This window comes from Streptomyces sp. NPDC002588, from assembly GCF_040295925.1.
In the GTDB taxonomy this organism is placed as follows: domain Bacteria; phylum Actinomycetota; class Actinomycetes; order Streptomycetales; family Streptomycetaceae; genus Streptomyces.
On the sequence record NZ_JBEOWF010000028.1, the window covers coordinates 39047 to 64006 of the forward strand.

The following is a 24960-nucleotide window of genomic DNA, read 5'->3' on the forward strand; positions in this document are numbered from 1 at the left end:
CCACGGGTCCGAGTCCGCCCCCGTCCCGCGAGACACCGACAGCCTGCCGGGTGGCAGGACCGACCGCGCGCGGGACGGGGCGGACGGGTGACACGCCCTCACCGCACGGCCCGTCACCGGGCGGAGCTCAGCCGCGGCGCAGCAGCCGTCGGAAGCCGAAGACGGCGGCGGCGAGGGCGGCGACCACGAGCGCGCCGAGCTTGACGCCACTGGTGGCCGCCGAGGTCCCGGAGGCGTCGGAACCCGAGCCCCCCGAACCGCCCTCCGACGAGGGCGACTTGGCGGACCCGCCGTCGGGGGCGTCCTCCGCCACCACCGAACTCGACGAGCCCTCACTGCCGTACATCAGCTTGCTGCCGTCGGCGGAGTAGCTGAGGGACTCCCCCTGCCGTTGCAGGGGCACGTCGAGGCGCCCCTTGCGCTTGATGGCACCGTCGTTCCAGTCGTAGGAGAGGCCGCCGAAGTAGCCGCGGACGGCGAGCTGGGTGCCGTCCGGGGAGAAGGCGGCGTCGGTGGCCCACAGGTCGACGGGCGCGACCGGCTTGAAGACGTTCTTGCCCTTGGTGGACAGGGTCGCCGGGCCTTCGTAGAGATGGCCCCCGTCCTCGTTCTTGTCGATGATGTAGACACGGCCGGTCTTCGGGTGCACCACGAGCGACTCGGCGTCGCGGGCACCGTCCGAGTACGTCACGACGTACTGCGTGGCCCGGACGGTCGCGTCGACGAGCTTCTTCGGCTCGGGCAGCTTGTAGATCCAGACGTACGCCCAGGTGCCGCCGAGGTTGTCGCCGATGTCGCCGACGTAGATCTGGTTGTCGGGCCCGATCGAGACGGCCTCGACGTCGCGCGGGGAGCCGATGCCGGTGAGGGTGAGCCGGGCGACCGTCTTCCCGGTGGCGCTGTCGACCGCGTAGAGGTAGGGGCCGTCGTCGCTGTCGTTGTGGGTCCAGTAGACACCGGGGTGCTGGCGGGAGGCGGCGAGCCCGCTCGACTCGGTGATGCGCGGATCCTCGATGGTGAACCCCTGGTCGCCCTTGCCGTCGGCGGCGGAGGCGGGCACGGCGAAGGCGCCCGCGAGGAGGGTCGCGGCGAGGAGGGCTCCGGCTCGGGTGGCGAAGGGTCGGCGCATGTCCCCAAGCCTGCCATCCCGCTCAGCCGTTCGGCGGCCGTGGCCCGTCTCACACGCCCCCGGGACCTGTGATCCACTCCGGATCCCGCATCATGAGCGGATGCTCAGGTTCATGCCCGTAGGCGACTCGATGACGATCGGCAGCTCGGGCGAACACACTTGGCGGTACCGCATGTGGCGCCATCTGTGCGAGACGTACAGCGGCCCCTTCACCCTGGTCGGCCCGCGCGAGACGCTCTACGACAAGGCCGCGGACGCCCCCACGTCGTACGCGTACGCCGAACCCGGCTTCCCCCGCGCCCATCTGGCCGGCTGGGGCGAGGGCTGGCAGCACATGGTCCCGCTGATCGGCGAGGCGGTGCGCCGGTCCCGGGCGGACGTGCTGCTCGTCTCCCTCGGCCTGATCGACCTGGGCTTCTACACGAACGCCGAGCAGACGGCGGACAACACCCGCGCCTTCGTCGCCGAGGCCCGCGCGGCCGCCCCCCGGATCCACCTCGTCCTCCTCCCGGTGATCCCCAACATCCGTGCCGCGAACGACGAGCCGTTCGCCGCCCAGGTCACCGCCTTCAACGAACTCCTCGCGAAGACGGCGGCCGACCTGGACGACAGCGCCTCCCCGATCCTCATGGCCTCGGTCCCGGACACCTGGGACATCCACACCGACACCTACGACGGCACCCACCCGAACGAGACCGGCGAACACAAACTGGCGGGGGCCTTCGCGGGGGCGATGCACCAGGCGTGGGGGCTGGGCGGGGAGTACGCCGGCTGATCGGGGCCGGGGCCGGCCCTGCCGGCATATGCGCGCCGCCACGTGTCCTGGTGACCGTGCCTATCGTTGTACTGCGCGGCGGCACTGGTCCATGAGGCCGCCGGGGAGGAACGCCACGATGACCTCCTTGAAGACAGGATCGCGATGGCCGAGAGCGACAACACGCGCCAACTCGACGAGATGTTCGAGCGGCTCGAGAAGATGCCCGTCCCCGAGGGATACAAGGCCGAGATCGTCGGGGGGGCCATCCACCTGTCGCCGCAGCGGGACACGCACTGGGAGATCATCGCCGACGTCTACGAGCAACTGCGCACCAAGTATCCGCGCAAGCGCCTGAAGTCGGACGTCCGCGTCGACTATCCGGGGCACCTCAACGGCTTCGCCTCCGATGTGACGCTCATGGCCGAGGGGGCCGAGAAGAACAACGAGGGCCGGTGGCGCCACAAAGATGTCGCGTTCGTGGCCGAGGTCATCTCCAAGGACACCGCCAAGAACGACTACGGCCCCAAGAAGACCGCCTACGCCACCGCCGGGGTCCCCGTCCTCCTGATCGCCGACCCCTACCAGGGCAAGTGCCACCTGTACACCCAGCCCAAGGACGGCGAGTACGTGAGCGAACTGTCCGTCGCCTTCGGCGCGGAGATCGACCTGACCGCCACCCCCCTCGATCTCACCCTCAGGACCGACGACTTCGCCCGCGACTGACCGTCTCCTGCCCCCCTTGCGTAGAGCGCACTCCAAGTCGTTGGCTTGTACCTCATGAAGTACACGCAGCTCGGACGTACCGGACTCAAGGTCAGCCGCCTCGTCCTCGGCACCATGAACTTCGGCCCGCAGACCGACGAAGCCGACTCCCACGCGATCATGGACGCGGCGCTGGACGCGGGCATCAACTTCGTCGACACCGCCAACGTGTACGGCTGGGGTGAGAACAAGGGCCGTACCGAGGAGATCATCGGGAACTGGTTCGCCAAGGGCGGCGACCGGCGCGACAAGGTCGTCCTCGCCACCAAGGTGTACGGCAACATGGCCGCCGACGGCGACGCCTGGCCGAACCACGACAAGCTCTCCGCGCTCAACATCCGGCGGGCGGTGGACGCCAGCCTGAAGCGTCTGCAGACCGACCACATCGACCTGTACCAGTTCCACCACGTCGACCGCCGCACTCCCTTCGAGGAGATCTGGCAGGCCATCGACGTGCTGGTGCAGCAGGGGAAGATCCTCTACGCCGGGTCGTCCAACTTCCCCGGATACAAGATCGCCCAGGCCAACGAGATCGCCGACCGCCGCGGCGGCACGATCGGCCTGGTCAGCGAGCAGTGCCTCTACAACCTCGCCGAGCGCCGCGCCGAGATGGAGGTCATCCCGGCCGCGCAGGAGTACGGCCTCGGGGTCATCCCCTGGTCGCCGCTGCACGGCGGTCTGCTGGGCGGGGTCATCAAGAAGGAGGCCGAGGGCGGCCGCCGGGCGAGCGGACGGGCGGCCGACTCGCTCGCCAACACCGGCATCCGCGCCCAGATCCAGTCCTACGAGGATCTCCTCGAGAAGCACGGGGTGGAGCCCGGCGAGGCCGCGCTGGCCTGGCTGCTCACCCGCCCCGGGGTGACCGGCCCGATCGTCGGCCCGCGCACCGCCGAGCAGCTCGACTCCGCGATCCGCGCGGTCGGGCTGGAGCTGAGCGAGGACCTGCTGACCGGCCTGGACGAGATCTTCCCCGGACCGGGCCCCTCCCCGGAGGCCTTCGCCTGGTAGTTCCCCTCGAGCACGGCGTGGCGGCGGCCGTCGGCCGCCACTCACCGACCGCCGCCGCTACTTGCCGAGCGCCGCAGCCAGGGCAACCACGACGAACATCAGCACAAGCGCACCGGCCATGATCCGGTTCCGGGTCTTCGGGTCCACGCCCCGAGCCTAACCGGCCCCGCCGAGCCGCCAGCGCCCGACCGGCTCGTAGCGGGGCTGCTCCCCCGGGACCCCGGACGTCGGCAGGTTGCTGCGCATGAGCACCAGCTCCTCCACGGTCCAGGTACGCCCGGCGAAACCGTGCAGTGCCTCGACGTACGGCCCCGCGTCCACCGCGTCCCGGCTGCGGGCCAGGGTCAGGTGGGCCTTGTAGCGGCGGTGTTCCCCCATGTCGATTCCCGCCTTGCGTGCCGCCGCCTCCGCCCGGCCTGCCAGGAGGCGCAGGGCGGGCACATCCCCGGCGGCCCCGGCCCACAGCGCCCGCCCGTGCCCGAATTGTCCGCCGCTCCGCACGGCCAGCTCGAAGGGGGCGCTCCGGTGCGCGGCCCGCTCCAGCCGCCCCGACAGTTCCGGGACGACGTCGTCGTCGACCTCGCCGTAGAACGCGAGGGTGTAGTGCCAGCCGGGGCGGCCGGTCCAGCGCAGTCCGTCCGCGCCGGGCAGCTTGCGCAACTCGGCGACCTCGGCGGCGAGTTCACGGGCGACGTCGTCCGGCGGCAGCACGGCGGCGAAGAGTCTCATGCGCACCAGCCTGCCACCATGGGGGCATGGAGATCACCATCCGGGACGGCGGGCCCGACGACGTCCCCGCGATACTCGGCATGCTCGACAGCTGTGTGGAGTGGCTGGTCGCGCAGGGCCGCACCGGGCAGTGGGGGACGGAGCCGCTGTCCCGGAGCCCGAGGACGGTGGAGTCCGTCGTCCGGTACGCGCGGGAGGGCACGGTCTACATCGCCGAGATCGGCGGCGCTCCGGCCGCCACCCTCACCCTCACCGACGCGCCCGGCCCCTATCTCTCCCACCTGCCGCCGCCCGGCGAGCCCGAGCGGTACATCCACTGGCTCGCCTCCGACCGCCGTTTCAAGGGGTCCGGCGCGGGCGCCGCGCTGCTCGAGCACGCCGCCGAGGAGACCCGGCGGGTGGGCGTCGGTCTGCTGCGGGTCGACTGCTACGCCGGGGACGACCGCAGGCTCGTCGCCTTCTACGAGGCCAACGGGTTCGCGCCGACGGAGGCGTACACGGGGACGGGCGACTGGCCGGGGCAGGTGCTGGCCCGGCGGGTGTGATCACCTTCCGGGCCGGGTCAGGCCACGGTCGCCAGTTCCTCCTGCCGCTCCCGCGGTACGAACCGCACCTGCGGATGCCCCCGGTGCCAGCCGACGGACAGCCGCAGGCCGCCGACGCGGGCCAGGACCAGGGCGATCGTCGCGGCCGCGACGGCGGTGATCGCGCCGCCGGCCGCCAGGCCGGCCCGGACGCCGTACGCGTCGGTGATCCAGCCGGCGATCGGTGCGCCCAGGGGCGCGCCGCCCATGAACACCATCATGTACAGGGCCATCACCCGGCCCCGCATGGCCGGGTCGGTGCTCATCTGGATGCTGCTGTTGGCGGTGACGTTGACCGTCATGCCGAACATCCCGACCGGGACCATGAGCAGGGCGAACAGCCAGAGGGAGGGGGCGATCGCGGCCACGATCTCCAGGGCGCCGAAGGCCACCGCGCCGGCGAGGAGGACCCGCATCCGGGCGGTGCCGCGTCGGGCGGCGAGCAGGGCGCCGGCCAGTGAGCCGACCGCCATCAGCGTGTTGAAGAGGCTGTAGGAGCCCGCGCCCGCGTGGAAGACGTCGTCGGCGAACGCGGAGAGGAAGACGGGGAAGTTGAAGCCGAAGGTGCTGACGAACCCGGCCAGCACGATGGTCCAGATCAGCTCGGGCCGCCCGGCCACGTACTGCAGGCCTTCCCGCAGCTGGCCCTTGCCGCGCGGGGCGCGCTCCACGACGTGCAGCTCACGCGCCCGCATCAGCAGCAGGCCCGCGATGGGCGCGACGAAGGACAGGCCGTTGAAGAGGAACGCCCAGCCGGTGCCGACGCCGGTGATCATCACGCCCGCGACGGCGGGGCCGACCAGGCGGGCCGACTGGAAGTTCGCGGAGTTCAGGCTGACCGCGTTCTGCAGCTGGTCCGGGCCGACCATCTCGGAGACGAAGGACTGGCGGGCCGGGTTGTCGACGACGGTGGCGAGGCCGGCGGCGAAGGCGGCGAGGTAGACGTGCCAGACCTGGACGTGGCCGGAGAGGGTGAGGAAGGCGAGCGCGATACCGGTGACGGCCATCGCGGACTGGGTGAACAGCAGCGTGCGGCGCTTGGGCAGGCGGTCGACGAGGACGCCGCCGTAGAGGCCGAAGAGGAGCATCGGCAGGAACTGCAGGGCCGTCGTGACGCCGACGGCCGTGGAGGAGCCGGTGAGGCTGAGGACCAGCCAGTCCTGGGCGATGCGCTGCATCCAGGTGCCGGTGTTGGAGACGACCTGGCCGATGAAGAACAGGCGGTAGTTGCGGACCTTCAGCGAGCTGAACATCGAGGACTTGCGGGTTCTGGGAGTGGACGGGGTGTCGTGGGTGGCCGGTGCGGGTGCGGAGTCTGCTCCGGGTCCCGTACTCAAAAAGGTTCGCCTCCTCGGTACTGCTGCCTACAGGTGTGCGAGTTTCTCCAGCACGGGGGCGGCGGCGCGCAGTTTCGCCCACTCGTCCTCGTCGAGGCCGTCCACCAGGGTGGCCAGGAAGGCGTTCCGCTTGCGGCGGCTCTCCTCGAGCATGGCCTCGGCCTGCTCGGTCTTGGTGACGACCTTCTGGCGCCGGTCCTCGGGGTGCGGCTCCAGCCGGACCAGTCCCTTGGCCTCCAGCAGCGCCACGATGCGGGTCATCGAGGGCGGCTGGACGTGCTCCTTGCGGGCGAGTTCGCCCGGGGTGGCACTGCCGCAGAGGGAGAGGGTGCCGAGCACCGACATCTCGGTGGGGCTCAGCGACTCGTCGACCCGCTGGTGCTTGAGCCGGCGGGACAGCCGCATCACGGCCGATCGAAGCGAGTTCACGGCGGCAACGTCGTCGCCATGGGTCAGGTCAGGCATGTTCTTTAACATAACTCATTACCCTCCCTAAATACCACCCGGGAGCGCCACAGGTGCCCGTGAACCCCGCCACTGCACCGCTTCGAAGCCGCGGTATCACTCGTCCGGGTGACACGACCGCGGAACGCCACCCGCCACCCCGAACCGTGCAGCGACCCTCGTACTCATGGGGACCAGTGTGTTCAGCCTGCGGATAGACGGGGAGCTGCTCGAACGGCTCCGGCAGCATGCGGCGAAAAGGGGGATGAGCGTCCAGGACTATGTCGTCCAGACGCTCATCCGGGATGACTTCGACGAGCGGTTCAAGACCGCCGTGGACGAGACGGAGAAGTTCTACGGGCTCGCGTGAGCCCCCTGTGCCGAGCTCCCGCCTCAGGTCAGGCCGAGAGCCGGCATCAGGTAGTAGAAGACGAAGACGCCCGAGACCACGTACATCGGGACCGGGACCTCCCGGGCCCGGCCGGCCACCAGGCGCAGCAGGACGAAGGCGATGAAGCCCATGCCGATGCCGTTGGTGATCGAGTAGGTGAACGGCATCATCACCATCGTGATGAAGGCGGGCATGGCGATCGTGTAGTCGGTCCAGTCGATCTCCTTGACCGAGTTCGCCAGGATCAGGAAGCCCACCGCGAGCAGCGCGGGGGTGGCGGCCTGGGACGGGACCATCGTGGCGACCGGCGTGAGGAACAGCGCGACGGCGAAGAGGCCGCCCGTGACGAGGTTCGCGACACCGGTGCGGGCGCCTTCGCCGACCCCGGCCGTGGACTCCACGAACGCGGTGGTGGCGGAAGAGGAGCTGGCGCCGCCCGCGGCCACGGCGAGACCGTCGACGAAGAGGACCTTGTTGATGCCGGGCATCTCACCCTTGGCGTCGGTCAGCCTGGCCTCGTCGGAGACGCCCATGATCGTGCCCATCGCGTCGAAGAAGCAGGACAGCAGGACCGTGAAGACGAAGAGGATCCCGGTCAGCATGCCGACCTTGCCGAAGCCGCCGAAGAGGCTGACCTCGCCGATCAGCCCGAAGTCGGGGGTGGCGACCGGGTTGCCTGGCCACTTGGGCGCGGTCAGACCCCAGGAGGGGATCGTCGCGACGGCGTCGAGGACCAGCGCGAGGACGGTCATCGCGACGATCGAGATCAGGATCGCGCCCGGCACCTTGCGGACGATCAGGGCGAGGGTGAGCAGCGCGCCGAGGATGAAGACCAGGACGGGCCAGCCGTTCAGGTGACCGTCGGCGCCCAGCTGGAGCGGGACGGTGGTCCGGGCGGCGTCCGGGATCCGGCTGACGAATCCGGAGTCCACCAGACCGATCAGCATGATGAACAGGCCGATACCGATCGAGATCGCCTTGCGCAGCCCGAAGGGGACCGCGTTCATGACGCGCTCGCGCAGACCGGTGGCCACCAGGAGCATGACGACGAATCCGGCCAGCACGACCATGCCCATGGCGTCCGGCCAGGACATCCGCGGGGCGAGCTGCAGGGCGACGACGGAGTTCACGCCGAGGCCGGCCGCCAGCGCGATCGGCACGTTGCCGATGACGCCCATGAGGAGCGTGGTGAAGGCCGCGGTGACACAGGTGGCGGTGACCAGCTGGCCGTGGTCGAGCTGGTGCCCGTACATGTCCTTCGCGCTGCCGAGGATGATCGGGTTGAGCACGATGATGTACGCCATCGCGAAGAAGGTGGCGAAACCGCCACGGATCTCCCTCGGCAGCGTGCTGCCCCGCTCGGAGATCTTGAAGTAGCGGTCTAGCATCAGAGGTTCCTACGATCAGAAGTAGTCAGAGACAAACCGTTTCAGTATGAACGTATGACGTCCAGAACAACTATCTTCGCGCGTAGATGTGATCGCCTCGTAAGCTGTGCCGCATGGCCGGCTTTTTCTCGGGACCCTTGAAGCACGAGGCACCGGAGCCCCTCGAGGGCCCCGTGGTCGCCACCATCACCGGTGGCACGATCCTCTGGTTCGCCCTCTTCCTCGTCCAGCTGCCGTTCTACGGCTGGTTCGACGACCACGGCCATCTGTGGTGGCTGTGGACCTGCCTGGCCGGCGGCGCGCTCGGACTGCTCGGCATCCGGATCGTGCGCAGCCGGGACGCGGCGATCAAGAGGGCGGCGGCCGCAGCGGAGACGGCGGAGCCGACAGCCGGGCCGGCAACCGAGGAGTAGCCGCTACAACCACGGCACTAGACGGCTCCTCCCGTGGTCGGATCTTCGGCGTTCTCGGGGGGTGAACCCCCAAATCCGCACGTACCGTCGAATCCATGACCCATATCGACGCGCCGGCCACCCTTCCCGCGGCGACCGGTCTCACCACTGCCGAGGTCGCGCGGCGCGTCGCGCGCGGGCAGGTGAACGACGTACCCGTGCGCAGCAGCCGGTCCCTGGGCGAGATCGTCCGGGCGAACGTGTTCACCCGGTTCAACGCGATCATCGGCGTGCTGTGGCTGGTCATGCTGGCCGTCGCCCCCATTCAGGACGGCCTCTTCGGGTTCGTGATCCTCGCCAACACCGGGATCGGCATCATCCAGGAGTGGCGGGCGAAGAAGACCCTGGACTCCCTCGCCGTCATCGGGGAGGCCCGGCCGACCGTGCGGCGCGACGGCGAGACGGTCGCGGTGGCCACCTCCGGCCTCGTCCTCGACGACCTGGTGGAGATCGGCCCCGGGGACAAGGCCGTCGTCGACGGGGTGTGCGTGGAGGCGGACGGACTGGAGATCGACGAGTCGCTGCTGACCGGCGAGGCCGACCCGGTGGTGAAGCACCCCGGGGACCAGGTCATGTCCGGCAGCTTCGTGGTGGCCGGAAGCGGCGCCTTCCGGGCGACCAGGGTGGGCCGCGAGGCCTACGCCGCCCAGCTCGCCGAGGAGGCCTCCCGGTTCACCCTGGTCCACTCCGAGCTTCGCTCCGGCATCTCCACGATCCTCAAGTACGTGACGTGGATGCTGGTCCCGGCCGCGATCGGCCTGGTCGTCACACAGCTGTTCGTGAAGAACAACAACCTCAAGGACTCGATCGCGCGGGCCGTCGGCGGGATCGTCCCGATGGTCCCGGAGGGGCTGGTCCTGCTCACCTCCGTCGCCTTCGCCATCGGCGTGATCCGGCTCGGCCGGCAGCAGTGCCTGGTGCAGGAGCTGCCCGCCATCGAGGGTCTCGCCCGTGTCGACACCGTCTGCCTGGACAAGACCGGCACCCTCACCGAGGGCGGCATGGACGTCACCGAACTGCGCACGCTGGACGGCGCCGACGAGACGTACGTACGGCAGGTCCTCGGGGCGCTCGGAGAGTCCGACCCCCGGCCGAACGCCTCCCTCCGGGCGATCATCGACGCCTACCCGGACGCCGTGGAGTGGCGCTGCACCGAGTCCCTCCCCTTTTCCTCCGCCCGCAAGTACAGCGGCGCCAGCTTCAGCGAGGGCAACGGGGAGAGCAGCACATGGCTGCTGGGGGCGCCGGACGTCCTCCTGGAGGACGGCGACCCCGCCCTCCCCGAGACCGAGCGGCTCAACGAGCGGGGACTGCGGGTGCTGCTGCTGGCCCGGGCCGCCCGCGACCTGGACGCCGCCGACGTGGCCAAGGGGGCGCGGCCGGCCGCCCTGGTCGTACTGGAACAGCGGCTGCGGCCCGACGCGGCCGACACCCTGCGCTACTTCGCCGAGCAGGACGTCCACGCCAAGGTCATCTCAGGGGACAACGCGGTGTCGGTGGGCGCGGTGGCGGCCAAGCTGGGACTCAGCGGCGCCGCGGTCGACGCCCGGCGGCTTCCTCAGGACCGGGAGGCGATGGGCGCGGCCCTGGACGAGGGCACGGTCTTCGGGCGGGTCACCCCGCAGCAGAAGCGGGACCTGGTCGGGGCGCTGCAGTCCCGTGGGCACACGGTCGCGATGACCGGCGACGGTGTCAACGACGTGCTCGCGCTGAAGGACGCGGACATCGGGGTCGCGATGGGGGCGGGGTCGGAGGCGACCCGGGCCGTCGCGCAGATCGTCCTGCTGAACAACAGCTTCGCCACCCTGCCGTCGGTGGTGGCGGAGGGGCGGCGGGTCATCGGCAACATCACCCGGGTGGCGACCCTCTTCCTCGTGAAGACGGTCTACTCGGTGCTGCTTGCGGTGCTGGTGGTGGGCTGGCGGGTCGAATACCCCTTCCTGCCGCGGCACGTGACCCTGCTGTCCACCCTCACCATCGGTGTCCCGGCCTTCTTCCTCGCCCTCGCGCCCAACAAGGAGCGCGCCCGGCCGCACTTCGTCCGGCGGGTGATGCGGTATGCGATGCCGGGCGGGCTGCTGGCCGGGGTGGCCACCTTCGTGACCTACCTGATCGCCCGTCATCACTACGTCGGCGAGGGGGCGTTGGACGCCGAGACCAGCGCCGCGACGCTCACCCTGTTCCTGATCTCGATGTGGGTGCTGGCGATCGTCGCGCGCCCCTACACCTGGTGGCGGGTGCTGCTGGTGGCGTCGATGGGCGCGGGGTTCCTGCTGGTCCTCGCGGTGCCGTCGCTGCAGGAGTTCTTCGCGCTGAAGCTCGTGGGGATGACGATGCCGTGGATCGCGGTCGGTGTCGCGGTGGTGGCGGCGGCCGCCCTGGAAGTGCTGTGGAAGTGGGTCGACCGCCGCTTTCCCGCCTGAGAAGGCGTACCGCTTACTGCACGTCGACGAAGTCGCCCGCCGCGTTGACCGGGGAGGTCGTCGTGGTGCCGGCGAAGCTGTAGCGGAAGTAGCCGTCCGCCGACGCCGTGACCGTGGTCTTCAGGGTGCCGGTGGAGCTGGTCTTGATGGTCTTCAGGGTGGTGTAGGTGGTGCTGCCCTTCTTGCGGAACTGCAGCTTCACCGACTGGCTCGCGTAGCCCGCGTTCTTGTTGGTGTCCCAGTTCGCGCGGGCCAGCTTGCCCGTGACCGTGATGGTCTTGCCCTTCTTCACCGGCTCCGGGGTGGCGTCGGTGGTGAGGGTGGCCTTGCGCTGGATGTGGGTGGAGCCGAAGCCGGCCTGCCAGGTGAGCCCGCCGTCGTCGCCGGCGGCGAGGGCACCGATCTTCCAGGTGCCCGCCACGCTGTTGGTCAGGTCGTCGTCCGCGGAGGTCGCCGGACGCAGTTCGATCTTGGCGGTGCACTTCAGGACCGTCGAGGAGGCGGCCGTGCAGGTGCCGGGGTCGTCACCGAGGATGATCTCGGCGTTCTCGTCGAGCGTCGTGCCGCGGTAGAGGACCGGGCCGCTTTCGAAGGAGCTCGCGCTGAGGTCGGCGGGCTTGGTGACGGTGTAGGTCGCGGAGACCGTGACGGTCGTGGTGGGGCCGACCACGATGTTCTTACCGCTGTTGACCTTCACGCTCGAGAAGGTGACGGCGGGCCCCGCGGGAGCGGCCTGCGCGGCCGGCACGGCGAGGGCGGAGAGGGCGACCGCGCCGGAGGCGGCGAGGACGAGGGCGCGTATGCGCATGTGCGATCCCCATGAGGAGAGAAGTGATCTCGGAGTCTGTTGACTCACTGAGTAGATCCGTGACTCCTGGGGCGGGTTGTGCGGGAGAAGGTAAAGAGAGGGGAAGAGATCTCCCCCTCTCTTCTTTGCTTCTGCTTACTTGACGTCGACGAAGTCGCCGGCGGAGGTGACCGGGGAGGTCGTGGTGGTGCCGGCGAAGACGTAACGGAAGTAGCCGTCGGCGGACGCCTTGACCGTGGTCTTCAGGGTGCCGGTGGAGCTGGACTTGATGGTCTTCACCGTGGTGTAGGTGGAGCTGCCCTTCTTGCGGAACTGCAGCTTCACCGACTGGCTCGCGTAGCCCGCGTTCTTGTTGGTGTCCCAGTTCGCGCGGGCCAGCTTGCCCGTGACCGTGATGGTCTTGCCCTTCTTCACCGGCTCCGGGGCGGCGTTAGCGGTGAGGGTGGCCTTGCGCTGGACCTTGGCGGTGCCGAGGTTGCTCTTGATGACCGGGTCCTCGTCGCCGACCGAGAAGACGGCGGCGCCGATCTTCCAGTTGCCCGCCTGGGCGTTCGTCAGGTCGGCGAACTCCTCGTCGGTGGACTTCGGGCGGAGCTGGATCTTCGCCGTGCACTTGAGGACCGTGGCGGACGCCGCCGTGCAGGTGCTGGGCTCGTCGCCGGCCAGGACGTCCTTGTCCGGGGTGTTCTCGCTGAGCGTGGTGCCGCGGTAGAGGACCGGGATGCTGATGGTGGTGTCCGGGTCCAGGGTGGCCGAGCCGGTGACGGTGTACGAGGCGCTGACCGTGACCTTGGCCGTGGGGCCGACCACGATGGGCTTGCCGCTGTTGACCTTCACGCTGGAGAAGGTGTACGTCGTCGCGGCGGGAGCGGCCTGCGCGGCCGGCACGGCGAGGGCGGAGAGGGCGACCGCGCTGGAGGCGGCGAGGACGAGGGCGCGTATGCGCATGTGCATTCCTCAGATAGGTACGGGTGCTGGGTGGCTTACTTGACGTCGACGTAGTCGCCCGCGGCGTTGACCGCCGGGGTCGTCGAGGTGCCCGCGAAGCCGTAGCGGAAGTAGCCGTCGACGGACGCCTTGACCGTGGTCTTCAGGTTCCCGGTCGAGTTCGTCCGGACGGTCTTGACCGTGGTGTAGGTGGAGCTGCCCTTCTTGCGGAACTGCAGCTTCACCGGCTGGTTCGTGTAGCCGTGGTACTTGCCGTCGTCCCAGTTGGCGCGGGAGAGCTTGCCGGTGACGGTGATGGTCCTGCCCTTCTTCACCGGCTCCGGGGCGGCGTTGACCGTGAGCTTGGAGTAGCGCTGGAGCCTGGTGCCGGCGAGGCCGTCCTGCTCGGCGTAGCCGACCTTGGACCAGTCGACGTCGTCGGACAGCAGGTCCTGGCCGTTGTCGTCGATGACGTAGCCGCCCGCCTTCCAGGTGGTGGCGTCGACGTTCTCCAGTTCCTCGCCCGGGTAGACGTCGATGGTTCCCTTGCAGGTGGCGACGGTGGCCGAGGCCGCCGTGCAGGTGGGCCAGTCGTCGCCCCAGAGGAGGTTGTCGACCTTGCTGTAGGAGCTGCCGCGGTAGATCTCCACGTCCACGAGGACGTCGTCGGCGTTGATGTCGAGGTCCGCGGTGTGCGTGATCGTGTACGTCACCGGCACGGTCACCTGGTTGGTGGTGCCCACGACGATCGGCTTGCCGTTGTTGATCTTCACGGCGGAGAACTTCACGTCCAGCGCGTAGGGCGTGCCGGTGTCGGCGGCGGTCGAGCCGGTGAAGGCGGCCTTGCCGGAGGCGCCCAGCGCGGCCTGCACGGCGGCATGGACGCCGGCCGGGCCGGCCGGGCCGTCATCTGCGGCCTGAGCGGCAGGCACGGCGAGGGCGGAGAGGCCGAGGACGCCGCTGACGGCGACAGCGGCGGCGCGGATACGCATACGTTCCCCCGTGAAGCAGTGGTGGAGCCCGTTGGCTCCTCCGACTCGTCCCAGAAGATTCACGGGGGATGTGAATGGTTGCGCGAAGTGGTGAAGATTTTCCGAGCGGTCGCCTTCCGTTCGGACGACCCGTCACATCGACCTGCGGGAACGGCCGTCCGGGACCGACGGCCGTTCCGGCTGGGAACGCGCGGCTCAGTCGAACCAGCGGTCCCGGGCCAGTTCGCTCGTGCGGGACGGGTCCTCCAGGAGAGCCGCCACCTCGAAGCGGCGGGGCCACTGGCTCGCCGCCCACGCGAGACCGGCCGCGACGCCCTCCAGGGTCGCGGCGTGCAGGGTGCCGTCGTGTGTGAGGCGCCAGTCGATCTCCACGCCGTCGACGACGAGTTCCTCGTGCTCGACGTAGGTGTCCGGGGTCCGGGGGCCGAGAAGGACACGGACGGAGTCGGGCACCTCGTGTTCCGTGCCCTCCGAGTCGACCTCGCCCGTGACGGACTCGCTGAGGCGTCGCACCTGGAAGAGTTCGGCCAACCCGGCGGCCCGCGAGGGACGTACCGGGAGCAGCGGGACGCCCTCCGTGAAGGGGAGGAGGTCCGGGGAGTCGACGACCACCGCGTCGGCCGCGTCCACGACCTCCACCCGGCCGTCGACGACCGCGCGCAACTCGTCCGGCAGGGTCACCTGTTCGGGGTCGAGTTCCGCCAACGCGCTGTAGAGACCGTGGAGTTGCGCCGCGGTGACCGGGCGGTCCGGGTCCGCGAGGCGGTCCAGAAGTTCGGCCGCGCCGCCCGGCTCGTCGAGGAGGGCCGCCAGCGACGTCCGTACGCCCAGGGCCCGCAGGACCTGCTCGTCGTCGAAGCCGGTCGCGTCCGCCTGCTCGTAGAGGCCGTGGAGGAGGGGGTCACCGCCCGCGGCGAGCAGACCCGCGGGGCGGCGGCCGTCGAGGACCGGGTGACCGCGCAGCCACCAGGCCGTGTAGGGCCGTACGACCTCGTGGGTGCCGTCGGGCAGGAGGATGCGGACCGGCTGGACCAGGGCGTCGCGCAGGGGCGGCTGGGCCAGCAGGGCGAGCGCCTGCGGCCAGCGGTCGTCGTCGACGAGGTCGAGGTCGCGGACGGCGACGAGTTCGGTGGCGACGGGGGGTACGGGCGAGTCGGGGAAGCGGTCGAGGATGTCCTCGGACCAGACGTCCACCGCGTCCAGCAGACCGGCGTCGTCCGGCTCGGCGAAGTCGCCCTCGCGCGGCTCCAGTTCGTCCGGGTCGAGGACGACGTCCGTGGCGCGGACGAGCGCGAAGTCGGCCAGGACACCGACGGCGGCGAGCGGCTGTTCGCCCCACCGGTCCGCCAGGTCGGCGTCCACCGAGGCCAGTTCGTCCTGGCGGATGACGGACGCGAACGGACTCCCGGGCAGGACGAGTTCACCGGCCGGGACGAGTTCGCCGTCCTCGTCGGGGAGGGCGAGGGCACCCAGCCAGGGTTCGTCGCCCGGCTCGAGGCCCGCGTCACGGACGAGCGTGAGGACGGTGTCGGCGAGTTCCTCGGCGTCCGGGGTGTCCTGGTCGTCCCAGGCGCCGCCGTCGTCGTCCAGGGACGCGGCGACCGCGGCCCGCACCTGCGGGGTGGTCAGCACCGCGCGGGGCGTGGCGGGCAGCGCGCCGAGCTTCTCCAGGAGGGGGTGCGCGGCGTCCGGATGGGCGACCTTGAGGCCGAGACGGGCGAGGACGTCCGGGTCGGCGCTCGCCGCGTCCGCGGTGGGCAGGAGGATCTGGCGGGGGCCGATGGTCGTACGGCCGTCGGCCAGGGGCACGGGCAGGCCCGACAGCCGGTCCGGGTCGACGCCGGCGAGGCTGTCGTAGAGCCGGTACCACCAGTCCGGGTCCTTCTCCAGGCCGGCCAGACGGTCGACGGCGTCGGCGAGGGGGATGCGGGCCACCCCCAGGGTGCGCAGTTCGACACGGCGTTCGAGCCCGGCGGGCAGGAGGGTCGGCAGGACCTCCGCCAGGACCCGTACGGTGTCGGCGCCCGCACCCTCGACGATCTCGGCGTCCCGGGGGCGGAGCGCCTCCGGAAGCCGGTCCTCCGCGTCCTCCTCGTCCTTGGCGGGCTCGACGGCGGGCGGGAGGAAGGCGGTGCGCGGAAGGCGGTCGAGGACGGCCCGGCGCAGCGCCCCGTCCAGTTCGCCCTTGCCCAGCGGGCCGGGCACGAGGTCGATGAGGCCGGGACCCACCGGGCGCCACTCGGCGAGGAGTTCCGCGTACGCGTCCGCCGCGCACTGCACGAGGTGGTCGGTGAGCGGGCCCGGTGCGGCGTGCCGGCGGGTGGTGTCCAGCGGGAACGACGCGATCAGCAGCGCGGGCACGCCGAGGGGCTCGTCGCTGGGGGTGGGGGCGTGCACGACGGGCTGGGTGCGGGGGCGGACGGGAGCGCCCTGCCCGTCCACCGGCACGGCCCAGGTCACCGACCAGTGCGGCCGCAGCCGCTCCTCGACCGGACGGTCGGCGAGGAGGCCCGGCGCCAGCGGGCCGTGCGCGACGGCCGTACGCCAGCGGGTGGTGCCGCGCTCCGTGTCCGCCACGACGGTCAGAACGCCGTCGGTGGTGCGGCTCAGGGTGCGGGGAGCGCCGCCGTCGATCTCGATCACGACCTCCTGCAGACCCGGGAGGGCGAGGAGGAGGGCGTCGTCGACGGCCATGAGGAGCCGCTCGGCGAGGTCGGCCGCCGCCGTGTCCCGCAGCGGAAGGATGACGGCCGTGTCGTACGGGTCCGGGGCGGTGCCCTGGGCGGCGAACGGAAGTCGCAGCAGCGGTACGTGCCCGTCGCGGCGGCGGATCTCGTCGCCGAGACCGGGGCTGTGGCGGGCGGTGTCCCGGGCCAGTTCACGGGCCTCGGGAAGGGACCAGCGGACGCCGCCGTGCCGGCCGACGACGGCGGGCTCGTCGGTGACGGCGAGGACGGCGGCGAAACCGACCCCGAAGCGGCCCACGGCCGAGTCGTGCGTGTCGCGCTTGGCGGAGGCGCGCAAGGTGGCGAGCGACTCGACGCCGGCGGCGTCCAGCGGGGCGCCGGTGTTGGCGGCGACGAGGACGCCGCCCTGGAGGGTCAGGCGCAGACGGCCGGGGACACCCGCTCTCGCCGCCGCGTCGGCCGCGTTCTGGGCGAGCTCGACGACGAGGCGGTCACGGTAGCCGCCGAGGACGAGATCCTCCTCGGCGTTGGCGTCCTCACGGAAACGGGCCGGGCTCGTGGCCCAGGCGTCCAGGACCCCTCGGCGCAGGCGTGCCGTGCCGAAGGGATCCGCGCCCTCGGGTGCCGGCCGCACGAACTTGCTCACGTTCACTCTCCTCATCGGCGTGAGGACGAAGGTACCGCCGCGAGCCCCTTGCCCACCCACCCGCCCGACCCGGGAGGCCGAGCGGGGCCACGCCCCTGAGTCCCGGGCCCCCGCGCGCGGATTGCCGGCCTTCGGGGCCGGGCTACGAATGCCCCAGTTCCGCCGTGTCCTCGTCGGAGGCGGCCGGGACCGAGCCCGCGTCCGCGGACGGGCGGAGGGGGAAGGGATCCACCTGGGTCTCGTCGATCACCGGCGGGGACGGCTGGGGCGGCTTCGGCATGACCGCCGCCTCCGAATGGCCGCCGCAGCCGTACGCCAGGGACACCACCCTGCCGTCCGCCGGGGCGAACTCGTTGGCGCAGACACCGAAGGCCTGACCGAGGGAACCGCCGATGGGCTGGAGGAAGCCGCAGCTGACGCAGGTCGCGGGGGCCGCCTGGGCCATGGGGGTCTTGGCGCCGAAGGCGTCCTCCCAGCGGTCGGCCGCGGTGTGCAGGCCGTAGCGGGAGAGGACCCGGGCGCGGCGCAGACCCAGTTCCTCCGCGACCGCGGCGATCGTGCCGCGGAGAGGGGCCTTGGGCAGGGCGGTGGTCAGGTCCGCGTCCTCCGCCTCGGCCAGCTCCGCCATCTCCCGCGAGACCAGGGAGTTCGGCGGCGGCTCCTCCTCGCCCGTGTAGCCGGGTTCCAGGCGGAGATCCTCGGCGTCGGTGGGAAGAAGGTCGCCGGGGCCCATGTCGCCGGGGCGCAGGCGCTCGCTCCACGGGACCCATTCCGGGGCGAGGACCGCGTCCGCGCCCGGGAGGAGGACCACCTCGTCGAGGGTGACGACCTTCGCACGGGAGGCCCGGGCCACCGTCGCCGCCCAGCGCCAGCCCCGGTAGCCGAGTTCCCTGCACTCGAAGTAGTGCGTGACCACCCGGTCACCCTCGGAGACGAGCCCCACATGTTCGCCGACCACGCCGGGCGCGGCGGCCTCCTCTGCTGCGGCGCGTGCGAGGTCGACGGCCTCGGCGCACAGGCGGTCGGGGGTGCGGCTTCGCGTGGTCGCTGCGCTCACAGGTATCGCTTCTCTCCTACGCCGTCTCTCGGGTGCGCCGACCTGAAGGCGGCGGGTGCGGACGGAGCGGACCACAGGACCGCGTCGACGTCCGCGCCCGATCGCGCTCGGGCGCACCTGCTGTCATCCATTCTGCGGGATGGCCGGGAGGCGCGCGGCCGAGAACGATCGCCACGGCGCGCTACGCACGCTACCTGCTCTCGGACGCTCGGCCTACACCGACGGGACGTTTCCCCACACCCGAAGGTGCCGGAAAGCGTCTCCGGCAGTCGCCGGAAAGCCCCTGCAGACCCACTCGTAGCCCTCCATCCGTGCGGTAAGCGCACTACGCACGGCCTTCTCGGGGCACTATGACGGAGTGGCAGCCGCGAAAGCATCTCAAGGTGCCACCGGGATCGGTGGGACGAAGGGCTTGAAGGGGAGGAGCCGGATCAGCGGTTCGGGCCGGGTCGGCGGTTCCGTCCGCGCGGTCGGCCGTGCCCTGCACTTCCCGTTCACCGGCACCGCCCGCGGCATCAGAAAAGCCACACACGCGCACGGCGCCGGGGAGTCCGGGCTCGGCAAGCTGATCGAACTGCACGCCGTGAACGGCGCGGGTGACGTCATGATCACCGTCGCGCTCGCCTCCACCGTGTTCTTCTCCGTGCCGACGGACGAGGCCCGCGGCCGGGTCGCGCTCTACCTCGCCATCACCATGGCACCCTTCACCGTCCTCGCCCCCGTGATCGGCCCGCTGCTGGACCGGCTGCCGCACGGACGGCGGGCCGCCATGGCCGCCTCGATGCTCGCCCGGGCCCTGCTCGCGCTGATCATCTCCGGGGCGGTCGCCACCGGCAGCCTCGAGCTGTATCCGGCCGCGCTGGGCGTCCTGGTCGCGTCGAAGGCGTACGGGGTGGTGCGCAGCGCCGTCGTCCCCCGGCTCCTCCCGCCCCGCTTCTCCCTCGTGAAGGCCAACTCGCGGGTCACCCTCGGCGGACTCCTCGCCACCGGTGTGGCGGCACCCGTGGGCGCGGGACTACAGGCGATCGGGCCGCGCTATCCGCTCTACGGCGCCTTCGTGATCTTCATGGCGGGGATGTTCCTGTCCTTCTCGCTGCCCGGCAAGGTCGACTCCGCCAAGGGCGAGGACATCGCGCTGCTCGCCGCGGACGAGGGCCATCTGCACGGGCCGCACCGGCAGCCGGTCAAACGCCCCGGTCTCAGGACGGTCGGCATCGCCGTGACCCACGCGCTCGGAGCCAACGCGGCGCTGCGCTGGCTGTCCGGTTTCCTCACCTTCTTCCTCGCGTTCCTGCTGCGCGAGCACCCGCTGACCGGTTCGAGCGCCGCGTGGTCGCTGGGCATGGTGGCCGTCGCGGCGGGCGTGGGCAACGCGCTCGGCACGGCGGTGGGAGCGTGGCTGCGGTCCCGCGCCCCGGAGATCATCATCGTGACGGTCCTCGCGGCCGTGCTGGGCGCGGCGATCACGGCGGCGGTGTTCTTCGGCGCGTTCCTGGTGGCCTGCCTCGCGGCAATGGCCGGATTCTGCCAGGCGCTGGCGAAGCTGTCGCTGGACGCGCTGATCCAGCGGGACGTGCCGGAGCAGGTGCGGACCTCCGCGTTCGCCCGCTCGGAGACGATGCTGCAGATGGCCTGGGTGCTGGGCGGCGCGATCGGGATCGTGATGCCCCTCAACGGCACGCTGGGCCTGTGCGTGGCCGCCGGCGTGATCGCGCTCGGCTGGGTGACCACGGCCAAGGGGCTGCTCACCTCGGCCCGGCAGGGCGGCACCGCCAAGCCTCGCGTGGCGTAACGCACAGCCACGCCGCACCCCGCGTAGAGAGACCGTACGACGTGCCCGATAGCCTTCGCCCCATGACCTCGATGCAAGCCGCCCTGCGACGCCGCCGCGCCGTCGCCGCCGCCGGCGCCGTTTCCGCCGGACTGCTCGTCCTGTCGGCCTGTGACAAGCCGACGCCCCTGTCGACGATCACCGTCGGCCGCGCCTCGGTCAGCTCCGAGGCCACCTGCGGCGGCGAGGGCGAGTCCCTCAAGACCGCGGCCCTGACCAAGTGCCTGGGCGACAAGGACATCAAGTCCATCAAGGTCGACCCGGACGAGACGGTCCGCTTCGGCGTCGACCCCGACGTCGCGGACAAGCGCTGGACGATCCTGATGAACGGCCAGCCGCTCACCGAGGACAGCGACAAGACGTACCGCACCATCCCGGGCAGCGTGTTCTTCAACGCCCAGTACGGCGCCCAGGGCAACTCCACGCTCGTCACCATCAAGGCGGGCGACGGCAAGAAGGACAGCCAGTCGGCGACCGGCCTGTGGTCGTTCAAGCTGGAGAAGGACGACTAGTCACGTCCGCCGCCGCCCGCATCCTCGTGGCCACCGCGGTCCCCGCAGAACGGGACGCGGTGGCACGGGCGTTCCCGGAGCCCGGCCGGGAGGTCCGCCGACCGGGCGTGAGCCTGCACCGCGTCGGTGAGACCTGCGACCTCCTGGCCGCCGGGGTCGGGCCCGCCCTCGCCGCCGCTTCCGTCTCCGCCGCGCTGACCGCCGCCGCCCTGGAAGGGGCGCCGTACCGCCTGGTCGTCTCGGCGGGTATCGCGGGCGGGTTCCTGCCCGGGGCGCCCGTCGGCTCCCTGGTACTGGCCGACGAGATCATCGCCGCCGACCTGGGCGCGGAAGGCCCCGACGGTTTCCTTCCCGTGACCGAGCTGGGCTTCGGCACCGTCACCCACCGTCCGCCGCCGACCCTCGTGCGGGACGCCGCGGCCGCCACCGGGGCCCGCGCGGGGGCCGTCCTGACCGTCTCCACGGTCACCGGCACCGCCACCCGGGCCGCCGCCCTGCGCGAGCGCCACCCCCGGGCCCTGGCCGAGGCCATGGAGGGCTTCGGGGTCGCCGAGGCGGCCGCCGCGCACGGCACGGCCGTCCTGGAGCTCCGCGCGGTCTCCAACCCGGTGGGCCCCCGCGACCGCGCCGCCTGGCGCGTCGGCGACGCGCTGACCGCCCTCACGACCGGCTTCGGGAAGCTCGCACCCGTCCTGGAGAGTTGGAACCCACATGACCGGTGACCCGGTGAAGATCGCGTACTCCCCCTGCCCCAACGACACCTTCGTCTTCGACGCCCTCGCGCACGGCCGGGTGCCGGGCGCGCCCGCGCTCGACGTGACCTTCGCCGACATCGACGTCACCAACGGCATGGCCGAGCGCGGCGAGTACGACGCCCTGAAGGTGTCGTACGCCGTGCTGCCGTACGTCCTCGGCGAGTACGCGCTGCTGCCCTGCGGGGGCGCGCTGGGGCGGGGCTGCGGGCCGCTGGTCCTGACGAAGGAGCCCGTGGCCGACCTGACCGGCCGTACCGTCGCCGTGCCCTCCGAGAGGTCGACGGCGTACCTGCTGTTCCGCCTCTGGGCGGCGGACACGTTCCCGGGAGGGGTCGGCGAGATCGTGGTCCTGCCGTTCCACGAGATCATGCCGGCCGTCCGGGACGGGAAGGTCGACGCGGGCCTGGTCATCCACGAGGCCCGTTTCACGTACCAGAACTACGGGCTGCACAGGCTCGCGGACATGGGCGAGCACTGGGAGTCCACCACCGGTCTGCCCATCCCCCTCGGCGCGATCATCGCCAAGCGCTCACTGGGAGCCGGCAGGCTGACCCAGCTCGCCGACGCGATCCGCACCTCCGTACGCGCCGCCTGGGACGCCCCCGAGGTCTCCCGTCCGTACGTCATGGAACACGCCCAGGAAATGGACCCGTCCGTCGCCGACCAGCACATCGGTCTGTACGTCAACGAGTTCACGGCGGACCTCGGCGAGGACGGCTATGCGGCCGTCCGCGGACTGCTGACCCGCGCGGCGGCCGAGGGGCTGGTGCCGCCCCTCGGCCCGGACGCGTTGGCCTTTCCCTGAATCACACGTCCAGCTGGTCGGCGACGGCGCGCAGCAGACCCGCGATCTTCTTGCCGGAGACCTTGTCGGGATAGCGGCCCTTCTCGAGCATCGGCGTGATGTTCTCGAGGAGGGTCGTCAGATCCTGGACGATGGAGGCCAGTTCGTCGGGCTTCTTGCGCTGGGCGGCCGCGACCGAGGGGGTCGGGTCGAGGAGGACGACGGAGAGCGCCTGGTCACCGCGCTGTCCGGCGACGACGCCGAACTCCACTCGCTGGCCCGGCTTCAGTGTCTCGACTCCGGCGGGGAGGACCGAGGAATGGACGAAGACGTCACCGCCGTCGTCACGGGAGAGAAAGCCGAAGCCTTTCTCACTGTTGAACCACTTGACCTTGCCGGTAGGCACGTCTGTCCTCGTCCTCGTACTCGTCGGAAAACTGCTTCTGACTTCTGACTACTGCGAACTGCTTCTGAAAACCGCGTCGGAACGGCTCTTGACAGCACTTGGGCGGGTCGACCACGACCCGCCGGTACCAAGGCTAATGGTCTTGGGGCGGCTGACAAGACGTCGCCCGGTTGTTCCTTCGCGGTGGGAACTACCCTGGTCGGGTGCGTGACAAAACCCAAACGAATTCCGCCGCTCCCGGTGACCGACTGATCCGAGCCGGTGCGATCGTGTTCTTCGCCGGCGCCGTGGCCACCCTCGTCACGGTCGCCCCGCTGTTCCTCGGTACGACGCCTTTGCCGACGTACATGTTCGCTCTGAGCATGCTCATGGGCGTCGGCTTCCTCATCGCGGGCGCCGGTGTGCTGCGTTCCGTCGCGGCGGGCCGGCGTCAGGCGCGCGGCGACGCCAGGTAGCCGGCCAGCCAGCCGGGGAACGCGGTCAGGTCGGCGAGCACGACGTCCGCACCCGCCGTGCGCAGTTCCTCCGCGCCGCAGGGCCCGGTGGGCACGGTGACGGAGAGCGCCTCGGCGACCCGTGCGCCGCGCACGTCACCCACGTGGTCGCCGACGTAGACGCTCGCGCCGTGCTCGCGCAGGGCCTGCGCCTTCTGTTCGGCCCAGAGGTTGCCCACGACCAGGTCGGCGTCGATGCCGAGGTGCTCCAGGTGCAGCCGGGCGTTGGGCTCCCACTTCGCGGTGACCACGATCGCCCGGCCGCCGGCCTCCCGGACGGCGGCGACGGAGTCATGGGCGCCGGGCATCGCGAGGGTGCCGGTCACGGCGTACGCCGGGTAGATCCCCCGATAGAGATCGGCCATGGCCGCGACCTCCCCGGCCGGGAACCAGTGCGCGAGTTCCTCCTCCAGCGGCGGCCCGAGCCGGGTGACCACGAGATCGGCGTCGACGTACACGCCCGTCCGCTCGGAGATCTCCACCCAGCAGGCGTGAATGCCGGGCCGTGAGTCGATGAGGGTCATGTCGAGATCGAAGCCGACGGTGAGGGCGGGTGCGGGAGTGGTGGTCATGGGGGCCATTCTGCCCAGTCGGGTCCCCCGGTCTTCCGCCGCCCGCCTCGCTCTTCCCGCGGGCCTACCTGGGTTTCTGCGACCGCCAGATGAGGAACAGGGCCGATGCCACGGCCGCGCCCCGGACCACCCACGGCCAGGTCTGCGCGATCGCGTCGTTCATGTGCCCCTCGGCGATGGGATCGCCCCAGCGGCCCTCGCTGCGGCCCCACAGCCACACCAGCCCCGCGGTGACCGACAGCCCCGGCAGCCACATGACCGCCAGCTTCGTCTCCCGTTCGGTCAGCCGGCGCGAGGCGTAGGCGATGGCCCAGCCCACGATCAGCGCGAACCAGTTGCCGAGCACCGCACCGGCGACGAGCGCGGCGGCGGCGAGCAGCAGGAGGGGGTTGCTCCAGCTGCCGCCGCCGCGGACGGAGGGCAGCAGGCGGCGACGGCGGCGCTCTTCAGGCGCCGCGGTCTCCCCGGTCTCCCCGGCCGCCCCGGCGACCGCCGGTCCGTCCGCCTCGGGCTCCTTCTCCTCCTCCCGCGGCGGCGGTTTCAGCACCGCCGGGATCTCGACCCCGCCGACGAACCCCGGCACCTCCTCGCCGCCCCCGAAGGGATCCGGCTCACGCCGCCACCAGTCGGGCGCCTCCACCCCGCGGTCGAAGCCGTCGGAGGGGGGCGCGGGGTCCGCGGCGGCAGGAGGCCTGCTCGGGCGGGGGCCGGGAATCCGCCTGCGGAGCCCCTTCGGCTTCGGCGGGTCCGCCTCGTCGCCGCGTCGGACGGGCGCGGGCTGCAGGGGCACGGAGGGCGTCGGCGGCTGGGGCGCGCCCCCGCCGCCGTCGGCCGCCGCGGCGACGACGTCGTCGGGACTGCCGATGCGGTCGATGATGCGGCGGACGGCGGCGGGCGAGTCGACGACCGCCTTGGACCGGCGCCGGTCGATCTCGTTGCGCAGCTCGGAGACGAGCCGCATCCGTGTCGCCGACGACAACTGCCGTTGCTGGGCGATGTCACCGACGCGGCTCAGATACTCGTAGACGACCTGGTCGCTCTCGATCCCCACGAGGGCACGTTATCGCGCACGGTGTCCGAAGGCC

The 24960-nt window shown here is 71.4% G+C and carries 25 protein-coding genes; 12 read left to right on the plus strand and 13 right to left on the minus strand.

Annotated features, from left to right (window positions below):
* Window positions 1–127: 127 nt before the first annotated feature.
* A complete protein-coding gene (locus ABT057_RS29150) occupies window positions 128–1129 on the minus strand; it encodes a WD40 repeat domain-containing protein (RefSeq protein WP_352346589.1) in 1002 nt (333 codons plus the stop codon).
* Between the two features lie 100 nt (window positions 1130–1229).
* On the opposite strand from ABT057_RS29150, the gene ABT057_RS29155 reads away from it, so the two are divergent.
* From ABT057_RS29155 to ABT057_RS29165, 3 genes are all read left to right on the plus strand, one after another.
* The gene (locus tag ABT057_RS29155; RefSeq protein WP_352346590.1) at window positions 1230–1904 is read left to right on the plus strand and encodes a GDSL-type esterase/lipase family protein; all 675 of its coding nucleotides are present in this window, start codon (window positions 1230–1232) and stop codon (window positions 1902–1904) included.
* Window positions 1905–2048: 144 nt separating this feature from the next.
* On the plus strand, window positions 2049–2609 hold the full coding sequence (locus ABT057_RS29160) for a Uma2 family endonuclease (protein ID WP_352346591.1): 561 nt from the start codon (window positions 2049–2051) through the stop codon (window positions 2607–2609).
* 54 nt (window positions 2610–2663) lie between these two features.
* Complete coding sequence (locus ABT057_RS29165; protein WP_352346592.1) at window positions 2664–3656, plus strand: aldo/keto reductase; 993 nt, start codon at window positions 2664–2666, stop codon at window positions 3654–3656.
* A gap of 156 nt (window positions 3657–3812) precedes the next feature.
* Here the strand turns inward: ABT057_RS29165 and thpR are convergent, their stop codons facing one another.
* Window positions 3813–4385: an RNA 2',3'-cyclic phosphodiesterase gene (thpR, locus tag ABT057_RS29170; protein WP_352346593.1), complete on the minus strand. Its 573-nt coding sequence runs from the start codon at window positions 4383–4385 to the stop codon at window positions 3813–3815.
* A gap of 26 nt (window positions 4386–4411) precedes the next feature.
* Here thpR and ABT057_RS29175 point away from each other — a divergent pair, with 26 nt between their 5' ends.
* Complete coding sequence (locus tag ABT057_RS29175; protein ID WP_352346594.1) at window positions 4412–4930, plus strand: GNAT family N-acetyltransferase; 519 nt, start codon at window positions 4412–4414, stop codon at window positions 4928–4930.
* 17 nt (window positions 4931–4947) lie between these two features.
* On the opposite strand, the gene ABT057_RS29180 is transcribed toward ABT057_RS29175, so the two are convergent.
* Both ABT057_RS29180 and ABT057_RS29185 read right to left on the minus strand, forming a co-directional pair.
* Window positions 4948–6306 (minus strand): MFS transporter, encoded by a 1359-nt coding sequence (locus tag ABT057_RS29180; protein WP_352346595.1) that lies wholly within the window; start codon window positions 6304–6306, stop codon window positions 4948–4950.
* Window positions 6307–6333: 27 nt separating this feature from the next.
* Complete coding sequence (locus ABT057_RS29185; RefSeq protein WP_189713383.1) at window positions 6334–6771, minus strand: MarR family winged helix-turn-helix transcriptional regulator; 438 nt, start codon at window positions 6769–6771, stop codon at window positions 6334–6336.
* Window positions 6772–6937: 166 nt separating this feature from the next.
* On the opposite strand from ABT057_RS29185, the gene ABT057_RS29190 reads away from it, so the two are divergent.
* A complete protein-coding gene (locus tag ABT057_RS29190) occupies window positions 6938–7120 on the plus strand; it encodes a ribbon-helix-helix protein, CopG family (RefSeq protein WP_352346596.1) in 183 nt (60 codons plus the stop codon).
* Window positions 7121–7143: 23 nt separating this feature from the next.
* On the opposite strand, the gene ABT057_RS29195 is transcribed toward ABT057_RS29190, so the two are convergent.
* Entirely contained in the window at window positions 7144–8529 is a 1386-nt protein-coding gene (locus tag ABT057_RS29195) for an NCS2 family permease (RefSeq protein WP_352346597.1), read from the minus strand.
* Window positions 8530–8642: 113 nt separating this feature from the next.
* Here ABT057_RS29195 and ABT057_RS29200 point away from each other — a divergent pair, with 113 nt between their 5' ends.
* Together ABT057_RS29200 and ABT057_RS29205 are read left to right on the plus strand one after the other, a co-directional pair.
* Entirely contained in the window at window positions 8643–8942 is a 300-nt protein-coding gene (locus ABT057_RS29200; protein WP_352346598.1) for a DUF2530 domain-containing protein, read from the plus strand.
* Between the two features lie 95 nt (window positions 8943–9037).
* Entirely contained in the window at window positions 9038–11404 is a 2367-nt protein-coding gene (locus tag ABT057_RS29205) for an HAD-IC family P-type ATPase (protein ID WP_352346599.1), read from the plus strand.
* Between the two features lie 13 nt (window positions 11405–11417).
* Here ABT057_RS29205 and ABT057_RS29210 read toward each other — a convergent pair whose 3' ends face one another.
* The 5 genes from ABT057_RS29210 to ABT057_RS29230 form a co-directional block, all read right to left on the minus strand.
* On the minus strand, window positions 11418–12212 hold the full coding sequence (locus ABT057_RS29210; RefSeq protein ID WP_352346600.1) for a hypothetical protein: 795 nt from the start codon (window positions 12210–12212) through the stop codon (window positions 11418–11420).
* Window positions 12213–12347: 135 nt separating this feature from the next.
* Window positions 12348–13160 carry a hypothetical protein gene (locus tag ABT057_RS29215; RefSeq protein ID WP_352346601.1) on the minus strand — a complete coding sequence of 271 codons (813 nt, stop codon included), beginning with the start codon at window positions 13158–13160 and terminating at the stop codon, window positions 12348–12350.
* A gap of 35 nt (window positions 13161–13195) precedes the next feature.
* Window positions 13196–14131 (minus strand): hypothetical protein, encoded by a 936-nt coding sequence (locus ABT057_RS29220; RefSeq protein ID WP_352346602.1) that lies wholly within the window; start codon window positions 14129–14131, stop codon window positions 13196–13198.
* Window positions 14132–14326: 195 nt separating this feature from the next.
* On the minus strand, window positions 14327–17464 hold the full coding sequence (locus ABT057_RS29225; RefSeq protein ID WP_352346603.1) for a sacsin N-terminal ATP-binding-like domain-containing protein: 3138 nt from the start codon (window positions 17462–17464) through the stop codon (window positions 14327–14329).
* 142 nt (window positions 17465–17606) lie between these two features.
* Window positions 17607–18521: a DUF3027 domain-containing protein gene (locus ABT057_RS29230; RefSeq protein ID WP_352346604.1), complete on the minus strand. Its 915-nt coding sequence runs from the start codon at window positions 18519–18521 to the stop codon at window positions 17607–17609.
* 412 nt (window positions 18522–18933) lie between these two features.
* Here ABT057_RS29230 and ABT057_RS29235 point away from each other — a divergent pair, with 412 nt between their 5' ends.
* From ABT057_RS29235 to ABT057_RS29250, 4 genes are all read left to right on the plus strand, one after another.
* Entirely contained in the window at window positions 18934–20313 is a 1380-nt protein-coding gene (locus ABT057_RS29235) for an MFS transporter (protein ID WP_502973975.1), read from the plus strand.
* An 83-nt stretch (window positions 20314–20396) separates the two neighbouring features.
* Complete coding sequence (locus ABT057_RS29240) at window positions 20397–20864, plus strand: DUF2771 domain-containing protein (RefSeq protein WP_352346677.1); 468 nt, start codon at window positions 20397–20399, stop codon at window positions 20862–20864.
* Window positions 20865–20890: 26 nt separating this feature from the next.
* Window positions 20891–21586 (plus strand): futalosine hydrolase, encoded by a 696-nt coding sequence (locus ABT057_RS29245; protein WP_502973976.1) that lies wholly within the window; start codon window positions 20891–20893, stop codon window positions 21584–21586.
* Entirely contained in the window at window positions 21576–22424 is an 849-nt protein-coding gene (locus ABT057_RS29250; RefSeq protein ID WP_352346607.1) for a 1,4-dihydroxy-6-naphtoate synthase, read from the plus strand. Before ABT057_RS29245 ends, ABT057_RS29250 begins: the two co-directional genes overlap by 11 nt.
* A gap of 1 nt (window position 22425) precedes the next feature.
* Here ABT057_RS29250 and ABT057_RS29255 read toward each other — a convergent pair whose 3' ends face one another.
* Window positions 22426–22809: a cold-shock protein gene (locus ABT057_RS29255; protein WP_352346608.1), complete on the minus strand. Its 384-nt coding sequence runs from the start codon at window positions 22807–22809 to the stop codon at window positions 22426–22428.
* Window positions 22810–23012: 203 nt separating this feature from the next.
* On the opposite strand from ABT057_RS29255, the gene ABT057_RS29260 reads away from it, so the two are divergent.
* On the plus strand, window positions 23013–23264 hold the full coding sequence (locus ABT057_RS29260; RefSeq protein WP_352346609.1) for a hypothetical protein: 252 nt from the start codon (window positions 23013–23015) through the stop codon (window positions 23262–23264).
* On the opposite strand, the gene ABT057_RS29265 is transcribed toward ABT057_RS29260, so the two are convergent.
* Together ABT057_RS29265 and ABT057_RS29270 are read right to left on the minus strand one after the other, a co-directional pair.
* On the minus strand, window positions 23240–23875 hold the full coding sequence (locus ABT057_RS29265; RefSeq protein WP_352346610.1) for an HAD family hydrolase: 636 nt from the start codon (window positions 23873–23875) through the stop codon (window positions 23240–23242). The two genes, ABT057_RS29260 and ABT057_RS29265, sit on opposite strands and share 25 nt — an antisense overlap.
* Window positions 23876–23939: 64 nt before the next feature.
* Window positions 23940–24926 (minus strand): hypothetical protein, encoded by a 987-nt coding sequence (locus ABT057_RS29270; RefSeq protein WP_352346611.1) that lies wholly within the window; start codon window positions 24924–24926, stop codon window positions 23940–23942.
* Between the last annotated feature and the right edge of the window lie 34 nt (window positions 24927–24960).

Excerpts from the sequence above, each read along its gene's own strand:
- ABT057_RS29150 (WP_352346589.1), bottom strand. The coding sequence starts at position 1,129 with ATGCGCCGACCCTTCGCCACCCGAGCCGGAGCCCTCCTCGCCGCGACC.
- ABT057_RS29155 (WP_352346590.1), top strand. The coding sequence starts at position 1,230 with ATGCTCAGGTTCATGCCCGTAGGCGACTCGATGACGATCGGCAGCTCG.
- ABT057_RS29160 (WP_352346591.1), top strand. The coding sequence starts at position 2,049 with ATGGCCGAGAGCGACAACACGCGCCAACTCGACGAGATGTTCGAGCGG.
- ABT057_RS29165 (WP_352346592.1), top strand. The coding sequence starts at position 2,664 with ATGAAGTACACGCAGCTCGGACGTACCGGACTCAAGGTCAGCCGCCTC.
- thpR (WP_352346593.1), bottom strand. The coding sequence starts at position 4,385 with ATGAGACTCTTCGCCGCCGTGCTGCCGCCGGACGACGTCGCCCGTGAA.
- ABT057_RS29175 (WP_352346594.1), top strand. The coding sequence starts at position 4,412 with ATGGAGATCACCATCCGGGACGGCGGGCCCGACGACGTCCCCGCGATA.
- ABT057_RS29185 (WP_189713383.1), bottom strand. The coding sequence starts at position 6,771 with ATGCCTGACCTGACCCATGGCGACGACGTTGCCGCCGTGAACTCGCTT.
- ABT057_RS29190 (WP_352346596.1), top strand. The coding sequence starts at position 6,938 with ATGGGGACCAGTGTGTTCAGCCTGCGGATAGACGGGGAGCTGCTCGAA.
- ABT057_RS29195 (WP_352346597.1), bottom strand. The coding sequence starts at position 8,529 with ATGCTAGACCGCTACTTCAAGATCTCCGAGCGGGGCAGCACGCTGCCG.
- ABT057_RS29200 (WP_352346598.1), top strand. The coding sequence starts at position 8,643 with ATGGCCGGCTTTTTCTCGGGACCCTTGAAGCACGAGGCACCGGAGCCC.
- ABT057_RS29205 (WP_352346599.1), top strand. The coding sequence starts at position 9,038 with ATGACCCATATCGACGCGCCGGCCACCCTTCCCGCGGCGACCGGTCTC.
- ABT057_RS29210 (WP_352346600.1), bottom strand. The coding sequence starts at position 12,212 with ATGCGCATACGCGCCCTCGTCCTCGCCGCCTCCGGCGCGGTCGCCCTC.
- ABT057_RS29215 (WP_352346601.1), bottom strand. The coding sequence starts at position 13,160 with ATGCGCATACGCGCCCTCGTCCTCGCCGCCTCCAGCGCGGTCGCCCTC.
- ABT057_RS29220 (WP_352346602.1), bottom strand. The coding sequence starts at position 14,131 with ATGCGTATCCGCGCCGCCGCTGTCGCCGTCAGCGGCGTCCTCGGCCTC.
- ABT057_RS29250 (WP_352346607.1), top strand. The coding sequence starts at position 21,576 with ATGACCGGTGACCCGGTGAAGATCGCGTACTCCCCCTGCCCCAACGAC.
- ABT057_RS29265 (WP_352346610.1), bottom strand. The coding sequence starts at position 23,875 with ATGACCACCACTCCCGCACCCGCCCTCACCGTCGGCTTCGATCTCGAC.